At 71.5% G+C, this 6669-nt stretch carries 10 protein-coding genes; 1 reads left to right on the top strand and 9 read right to left on the bottom strand.

The window, feature by feature from the left end; translation table 11 throughout:
* Nucleotides 1–61: 61 nt before the first annotated feature.
* The 5 genes from KIS93_RS13320 to KIS93_RS13300 form a co-directional block, all read right to left on the bottom strand.
* Nucleotides 62–577: an FAD-dependent oxidoreductase gene (locus KIS93_RS13320; protein ID WP_186404202.1), complete on the bottom strand. Its 516-nt coding sequence runs from the start codon at nucleotides 575–577 to the stop codon at nucleotides 62–64.
* Nucleotides 578–1033 (bottom strand): hypothetical protein, encoded by a 456-nt coding sequence (locus tag KIS93_RS13315; RefSeq protein WP_186404201.1) that lies wholly within the window; start codon nucleotides 1031–1033, stop codon nucleotides 578–580.
* Between the two features lie 162 nt (nucleotides 1034–1195).
* Nucleotides 1196–2026: a hypothetical protein gene (locus tag KIS93_RS13310; protein ID WP_186404200.1), complete on the bottom strand. Its 831-nt coding sequence runs from the start codon at nucleotides 2024–2026 to the stop codon at nucleotides 1196–1198.
* Nucleotides 2023–2565 carry an RNA polymerase sigma factor gene (locus KIS93_RS13305; protein ID WP_186404199.1) on the bottom strand — a complete coding sequence of 181 codons (543 nt, stop codon included), beginning with the start codon at nucleotides 2563–2565 and terminating at the stop codon, nucleotides 2023–2025. Before KIS93_RS13305 ends, KIS93_RS13310 begins: the two co-directional genes overlap by 4 nt.
* Nucleotides 2566–2631: 66 nt before the next feature.
* The gene (locus KIS93_RS13300; protein ID WP_186404198.1) at nucleotides 2632–3663 is read right to left on the bottom strand and encodes a hypothetical protein; all 1032 of its coding nucleotides are present in this window, start codon (nucleotides 3661–3663) and stop codon (nucleotides 2632–2634) included.
* Between the two features lie 70 nt (nucleotides 3664–3733).
* On the opposite strand from KIS93_RS13300, the gene KIS93_RS13295 reads away from it, so the two are divergent.
* Nucleotides 3734–4348 (top strand): TetR/AcrR family transcriptional regulator, encoded by a 615-nt coding sequence (locus KIS93_RS13295; protein WP_186404197.1) that lies wholly within the window; start codon nucleotides 3734–3736, stop codon nucleotides 4346–4348.
* A gap of 40 nt (nucleotides 4349–4388) precedes the next feature.
* Here the strand turns inward: KIS93_RS13295 and KIS93_RS13290 are convergent, their stop codons facing one another.
* The 4 genes from KIS93_RS13290 to KIS93_RS13275 form a co-directional block, all read right to left on the bottom strand.
* A complete protein-coding gene (locus KIS93_RS13290; protein WP_186404196.1) occupies nucleotides 4389–4610 on the bottom strand; it encodes a hypothetical protein in 222 nt (73 codons plus the stop codon).
* Nucleotides 4611–4704: 94 nt separating this feature from the next.
* A complete protein-coding gene (locus KIS93_RS13285; RefSeq protein ID WP_186404195.1) occupies nucleotides 4705–4920 on the bottom strand; it encodes a hypothetical protein in 216 nt (71 codons plus the stop codon).
* A gap of 89 nt (nucleotides 4921–5009) precedes the next feature.
* Nucleotides 5010–5492, bottom strand: a complete 483-nt coding sequence (locus tag KIS93_RS13280; protein ID WP_186404194.1) for a hypothetical protein — start codon at nucleotides 5490–5492, stop codon at nucleotides 5010–5012.
* 467 nt (nucleotides 5493–5959) lie between these two features.
* Complete coding sequence (locus KIS93_RS13275) at nucleotides 5960–6451, bottom strand: hypothetical protein (protein ID WP_186404193.1); 492 nt, start codon at nucleotides 6449–6451, stop codon at nucleotides 5960–5962.
* Between the last annotated feature and the right edge of the window lie 218 nt (nucleotides 6452–6669).

The raw sequence follows: 6669 nt of genomic DNA, 5'->3' as shown, positions 1-6669 counted from the left end.
TCGGAGAGTGGGTGGATGACCTGGAGGATGATGTCCTTGAGGTCTTTGCCCTGCGGGCCGGTCAGCTGGACGTCGCGCTGCCAGCCGGCGGTGTGGACGGCGCCGGTGGCGCCGGGGTCCAGGCAGGTGACGTAGGGGTCGGAGCGAACTCCACGGGGGGCAGGCCGGGCAGGTCGGTGGCGGTGTTGTGGCCGGCGACCTTGCCCAGGGGGAGTGGCGTACTGGCAGCTTTGCAGGACGTGGTGCGTGGGTAGGCCAGGGCGGTGGCCACATAGCCAGCGGTGAAGACGTCGTCCAGGACGCGCGGGTGCCGATCGGCTTTGAGGCGGCCGAGCGGGTCGCGGTCGGCGGGGATCTGCTGGGTGAGCGGGCTGGCGTGCAGGCCGGCTGTGCAGATGACGGCGTCGGCGGGGATGCGGCTGCCGTCGGCGAGGGTGACGCTGTGGGCGTCGGCGGAGGTCAGGGTGGTGCCCAGGCGCAGGTCGATGTTCAGCTCGGCAAGGCTCTTCTCGATCTCGGGACGAGGCATGGGGCCGAGGTCGGGGGTGACGACCTCGGCCTGCTCCAGAAGGATCACCTATCCGCGTTCGGCCAGTGTGGTTGCGAGCTCCAGGCCGGTGAACCCGGCGCCGGCGATCACCGCGGTGAAGTCGCGCAGGGTGTTCAGGTGCCGGGCGAGCCGGGTGACGCCTTCCACGGTGTCGATGTCGAACAGCAGGTTCGCTCCGGGAGCTGGGGCCGGGTCAGCTGGTCGTAGCCGATCCAGTGCTCGCCGCAGCGCACCCGGTGCCGGGCGGTGTCGATGGTGGTCGGCTGGGCGTGCAGGCGGGTGACGCCGATCGGGTCGAGGAAGCGGTGCCAGCGGGACGCGGGCCCAGTCCGGATCGAGCCGGTGCAGCCGGGGCCGCAGCACCATGTCCCCGGAAGGCGCGATCAACGTGATGCGCAGGTCGCTGTCGCCGCGATCTCTGGCGGCCGCGGCCGCGCTCCACACTCCGGCGAAACCGCCGCCGACGACCACGATCTCTGGCATCGCACTCACTTCCCGGACGCTCGATGAGGCCGCACTGCTCAAGGAAGGCTGGCTCGCACAGGGACGGGTGAGTGTCCGCTCCCGCCCGGAGCAGACGCTAGCGCGCCGCCGAACCCGTACGAATCCCTCAAACGACCAGGTAGCGCGCCGTGGGTGGGACGTTCAGCTCTTGGGGCATCCGGCCATCGCCTTCGCGTTCGCGTCCGGCACGGTTCGGTCTGGTTGCGCCCAGACGACGACCTGCCCGGGGGCGGTCGGTGCCGCGTGCTCGACCAGCCAGGTGCCGGGGACCTGCGGCACGGGGTTCGAGCGGTGGCCGTTCATTACTCTGAACGACTCGATCGAGCCGTCCCGCCCGGCGAGCACGGCCCGCAGCCGGTCGACCGTCATGCCGCGATAGGGCACGCAGTGCAGCAGCTCGCCGGGGGCGTCGACGTCGCCGGCCCAGACGTACCTCTCGCCCTGGCGCGCCGGGCGCGCCAACCAGATGGACGCGCCGCCCTGGAAGTCCGCCGGGATGCGGAAGGACACCGTGCACCGGTCCCCGGCGGGGCCGCATGCCACCGACTCCTCCTCGATGGTGGCCTCTTTCGAGGAGTCCCCGCCCATGACCTTGCCGACCACGCTCGGTGAGCCCGGCTGAAGGGACAGTTCGATATCGAACCCGCGAGCTCTGAACTCCGAGACGAAGCGTTCAGGGTCGGCGTAGAGGTCCTTGACGGTGACGACCCAGCCGTCATCGGAGCGGTGGAAGGCCAGCGCGGCGGCCGGGGCGATGCCGCTGGGCGCGTCAACGGGAAGGACGGCCACGACCAGGACGGCCGCTGTGGCCAGCAGCGCGGCGACGGGCATCAGCAGGAGCCGGGGCCTCCTGCGGGGCGCCTGGACCGGTGTGCCGACGATCTCGTGGAGCAGTTCCCTCGCGCCGGGCCCCTGCTCAGGTGCTCGGGGCATGGGGTTGATGCCGGCCATCATCCGGCCGATGTCGCTCACAGGCTCTCTCCTCTCGGCTCCGCGCTCGTCTTCGCCTGGTCGTGGTCCGTGACTTCCAGTGCCTGGGCCAGCCGCTTGCGTGCCCGGTGCAGCCTGATGCGGGCCGCTGTCGCCGTACAGCCGAGCACCTGACCGATCTCCGGGCCGGTCAGGTGCTCCCAGAAGGCCAGCGCGAGGACCTCGCGGTCACGAGCGGACAGGGCGTCGAACGCCTCCCACACCGGGCCGGTCCGATCCGGTACGGGCGGTGGCGCGGTGGACAACTCGGCCTTGAGCCGCACCGCCAGTGCCGCGCCGCGCGACTTGCCGCGCCGCTGGTTGGCCAGGACCCGGCGGGCCACGCCGTACAGCCACAGGCGTGCGGCGTCCCCGTCCGGCACGTCGGCGATGCGCCGCCACGCGGTGAGGAACGTCTCGGCGATCGCGTCTGCCGTGTCGTCGGGCGAGTCGGTACGGCGGGCGGCGTACTGGTGCACCGCCGGGTAGTGCGCGTGGTAGATCGCTTCAAAGCGGTCGCGCGCTCCCGGGGGATGGGTCACAGATGACTCTCCTGAGGCGAAGGTGTCGGACAACTGCGTACATGTCCGGCACCTGGTCGCACTGTTTCACCCCTCGGCGCGCAGCCGGCGGGCCGCGATCACGAGCAAGACCAGGGTGGCCGCGGTGAGGATAGTGTTGCTGGTCTGGTCGAGTGCCGGGCTGGCCTGCCCCTCTCCGGGGAGGGGGATGGGCTGCCAGGGGAAGGAGTGCCAGGCGTAGGCGAGCATGGCGCCGCCGGCGAGCGCCAGCCGGTGGGCCTGGCTCCAGCCGGGGCGGCCTGACCAGCGGAGCAGGACGGCGGCGACCGTGGCGAACAGGGCCAGGTAGAGCAGCACGCTGAGCCAGGCCGGCAGCGGGATCGCGGCCGCGAGCCAGGGGGACAGGCCGGTGGGGTCGACGGCGTACAGGAGTACGAAGAGGGAACCGGCGGCCAGGGCGAAGGCGCCGGCGGCCCACGGGCTCGGGGCGCGGCCGGGCAGCGGAGCGGTGGTGGCGGGGTTGTGCACCGGGAGGCGGAGGCCCGCGGTGACGATCGCGGCGATGACGACGGCGGCGCCGATGAGCTGGGGTGGCGAGGCGAAGTTGGCCCGGACGAGGGAGTTGACGGCGCCGAACAGGACGATGCCTGCGTACAGCACGCTCGTGACGGTCAGGCCGAGCCTGCCCAGCCAGGGTGTAGTGCGGCGGGGGCCGGCCAGGGTCTCCATGACGGCGATCGGCGCGCTGATGCTGAAGACGGTGTGCACTCCCACCATGAACATGGTCCACGGCCCGGCCAGGCCGAGCGCGGGGATGAAGCCGTAGTCGAGGATGCGCACGCCGGACCAGTTCGGGTTCCACAGCGTCTGAGTGACGAAGGCCTCCTCGATCAGTCCGTAGGCCAGCGCCAGGGTCATCATGGTGGGCCAGCCGCGGCCGATCCGCCGGGTCAGCTCGCGGACGAGCAGAGCGCCGCAACCGTAGAGCGGGAGGGTAAAGAGCAGGCTGCGTACATCGGTGATGGGGATGTTGCCCATGAGGAACTCGCCAGTCAGCGGGGCCAGTAAGACCAGCCCGAGCGCGGGGGCCAGGCGCGGAAGCAGGGCTTGTTGAGTCATGACCCCTGGATACCATCAGCGAGTGCAAGTTTATAACAGTGTAAATTTCCTCGGGTGTAAGGTCGTGGCCATGGAGGAGACGCTGCGCGAACGCAAGAAGCGGCAGACCAGGGACCTGCTGATCCGAACGGCTGTGCGACTGTTCGCCGAGCAGGGCTTCGAGGAGACCACCGGCGCGCAGATCGCCGCCGCGGCGGAGGTGGCCACCAAGACGTTCTTCAACTACTTCCCGGCCAAGGAGGACGTGCTGTTCGCCCACGCCGAGCAGTATTACGACCTGGCGCTGAAGATCATCGCCGATCGCGGGCCGCAGGACACTCCGGCGCAGGTCCTGCGCAGGGCCGTCGATGAGGTCCTGGCCGACTACCTCACCGGGGGGCCGTGGGAGAAGGACCCGCTGCTGCGGGAGGTCTACAGCAGGGCGCTGGCGACGGTGCCCACCGTGCAGGCCAAGGCGCTGCACGTGATGTTCGACGCCCAGCGGCGGATCGCCGCCGCACTGGTGCGAGCCTTTCCCGGCAGGCTGGACCCGGTCAGCGCCGCGGCGGCGACCGGCGCGCTGATGGGGGCGGTGCAGGCGGCCGGCCTGGCCAGCCTCGAACTCTACGGCGAGGAGGTGCGGGAGCACGTCACGTCGACCGGCCGCGCGGTGGACATCGCGCTGCGTGGCGTGCAATCGGTGTAAACGGTGAGGCTAGCTGCGCGCTTCGCCGACGGTGGGCCGGTCAGGCCACGAGCGGTGCGAGGAGGAGGGCGGCCGACAGTGGCACGCCCACCCACCGCCACCAGGCACGGCGCCGGCGTGTGAGCGGCAGGGCGGGCCAGCCGCGGGCGGCCATGGTCACGGCCGCTGGCAGCACGCCAGCTCCGGCGAGCCGGACGAGCGGCGGCACGTTCCCCCAGGGGCCGGCGTTGCGTGCCAGCATCAGCAGGAGCGGCGCCGCCACCGCCCGATCAACGACGGGTCGCGGCGCGGTCGTCGTTTGACTGGTGGTGGGCCCGTCCGCGCGGCTCAAGCACCGCCGGCGGCGGGCGGCGAGGTCACGCGCTGGCCGCGGCTCGCCAGCGGCTCAGGATGGTCTCGTCGTCGGGGTCACCATGCCAGGAGTCCGCTTCGTCGATGGCGTACGGCAGCCATTCCTGGTAGTCGGGGTCGTCGGGCGTGATGTCGCGCGTGCTGTCGATGTGGACCCCGTCGGGCAGCACGGTGTGGGTGGGCACGCGAAGGACGCCGCCGGCCAGCTTGATCGCGGTCATATGCTGCATCCCTTCCGTCTCATCCGTCACGCTGTCCTGTCCTGTCCAGGATAGCGGCCCGGCCGGGCATTGCCAGAGGCTGGAGCTGCTCAGCCGATCCCATACCGTCCGGCGAACCACAGGTAGGCCTGCTGGGCGGCATGCTCGTCGCCGAACAGCTGAATCAGGCGCCGCGCCCGGCGCACCAGCACGCAGGCGAACGCCTCGGCGTACAGCTCGGTGACCATGGCGCGGTAGGGCGGCGCCAGCCGCTCGGCGTTCGAGGCGTGCAGCGCCGTCCAGAACGGGCCGTGCGAGGGCATGGCGTCCATGTCGTCCGTGGCGTGCCCGAGCTCGTGCCCGGCCACGCTTACCGAGGGCGAGGGCACGCTGCCCACGCCGATCGCGCGCCGCGCCGGATCGTAGACGCCGGCGCTGCGCTCCCATCCTCCTTGCTGAGCGGGCAGTGGCATGCCGCGTAGCTGCTCGAAGCCCGGGAGATCCGGTACGGCGCCGGGCCCGACGACGATGCCGCCGTGCAGGTGAGCGGCCAGACGGGTGCCCAGGGCACGTGGCACGGCGGACAACGTCATGATCGCCAGCAGGGTTTCGGCGGGAGGGAACGTTCCCGGCTCCCACGCCCGGTGCAGGCGCTCCTCGAGTGCTCCGACGTGCAGCCATCTTGGCCGTCCTCTGCTCTGGCTGGTCACTCACGTCCTCGGGTGCGCTTCGACGTCGGCCCGACGTGCTCGCCGCCTGAGGCATGGGGAGCCCCGGACGTGGAGACATGTCGTTGATCGCGAACTTTAACGGGCCGGCGCCGGCGGCGCATCCTGCTCGATGCGGGGCGAGCACCGGGCGTCTTCACCGGTACGCCCTGATCGCCGGCGGTTCCGACGCGGTGCGTCGAAGGGGCGGGAGGCCGGGCCGATGCCGGCTCGAGCTCTCGGCGCGCGAGCCGGAGCGGAGGCTCAGGCATCGCCCATGAGGGGGGCGAGCTGTTGCATGGCGATGCGGTGGAGTTCGGTGGCGCCGTGGGGGAACAGGTCGGGGACGTTCATCAGGGCGGGCCCGCCTGGCGGGCGCATGCGGGGGAGAAGCTTCGCTGCCCGGGCGGCGAGCTCGCGGATGCCGGGTTCGGGCCCTCGGCGGCTGCGGAGAAGCGGGCCAGGAAGGCGGGCTCTGCCCCGCTCGAAGTACTTAGGCCGGCCCGCCCGCAGGGCGAGCACGCGGTCGGCCTCATGGTCGATGTCGTCCGGGAGCTCGGTGAGCAGGGGACGAGCGGGCCCTGGACGGCGGTGGCGAGCCCGCCGAGGGGTTCGGGGGCCAGAGAGCTGTCGATAACGATGCCGCACAGGGCGGGGCCGTCGTGCTCGATGTACGACACCTGGAAGCCGGGCAGGCCGCCCTCCAGCAGGATGAGGGGCAGCTTGCCCGCCCCGCCGGGCCTTTGGCCGGCGAAGGTCCAGCCTCGCAGCCGGGCGACGGCCGCCACTTCCCCGACGGCTCGCGGCCGGCGCAGGATGAAGCGCCGCGTCCGGTACCGCCTCACTGGCTCTGCGATCATGGCGGGTCACGCAAACAGCGGCAGCACACGCCTCCCGAGAGCAGCTCGCCCGCCTGACCGCTCAAGACCGCGCGCCGACCCCGAAGGCTACGACCGCCGAAGACGCTGGCCTGTAGTTGACAGATGACCGAACACCCCCTACTCCTGCTTAGATGGGATCTTCAACACACCGCCCAACAGCGGCCGCCGATCTCTGGTCCGCC

This window comes from [Actinomadura] parvosata subsp. kistnae (assembly GCF_900323885.1).
Classification (GTDB): domain Bacteria; phylum Actinomycetota; class Actinomycetes; order Streptosporangiales; family Streptosporangiaceae; genus Nonomuraea; species Nonomuraea composti.
The sequence above is the reverse complement of the archived record's forward strand: the minus strand, read 5'-3'. Positions and strand labels throughout refer to the sequence as shown.

Coding starts and splice junctions, on each gene's coding strand:
- KIS93_RS13315 (WP_186404201.1), bottom strand. CDS start 1,033: ATGCCAGAGATCGTGGTCGTCGGCGGCGGTTTCGCCGGAGTGTGGAGC.
- KIS93_RS13300 (WP_186404198.1), bottom strand. CDS start 3,663: ATGACTCAACAAGCCCTGCTTCCGCGCCTGGCCCCCGCGCTCGGGCTG.
- KIS93_RS13295 (WP_186404197.1), top strand. CDS start 3,734: ATGGAGGAGACGCTGCGCGAACGCAAGAAGCGGCAGACCAGGGACCTG.
- KIS93_RS13285 (WP_186404195.1), bottom strand. CDS start 4,920: ATGACCGCGATCAAGCTGGCCGGCGGCGTCCTTCGCGTGCCCACCCAC.
- KIS93_RS13280 (WP_186404194.1), bottom strand. CDS start 5,492: ATGACGTTGTCCGCCGTGCCACGTGCCCTGGGCACCCGTCTGGCCGCT.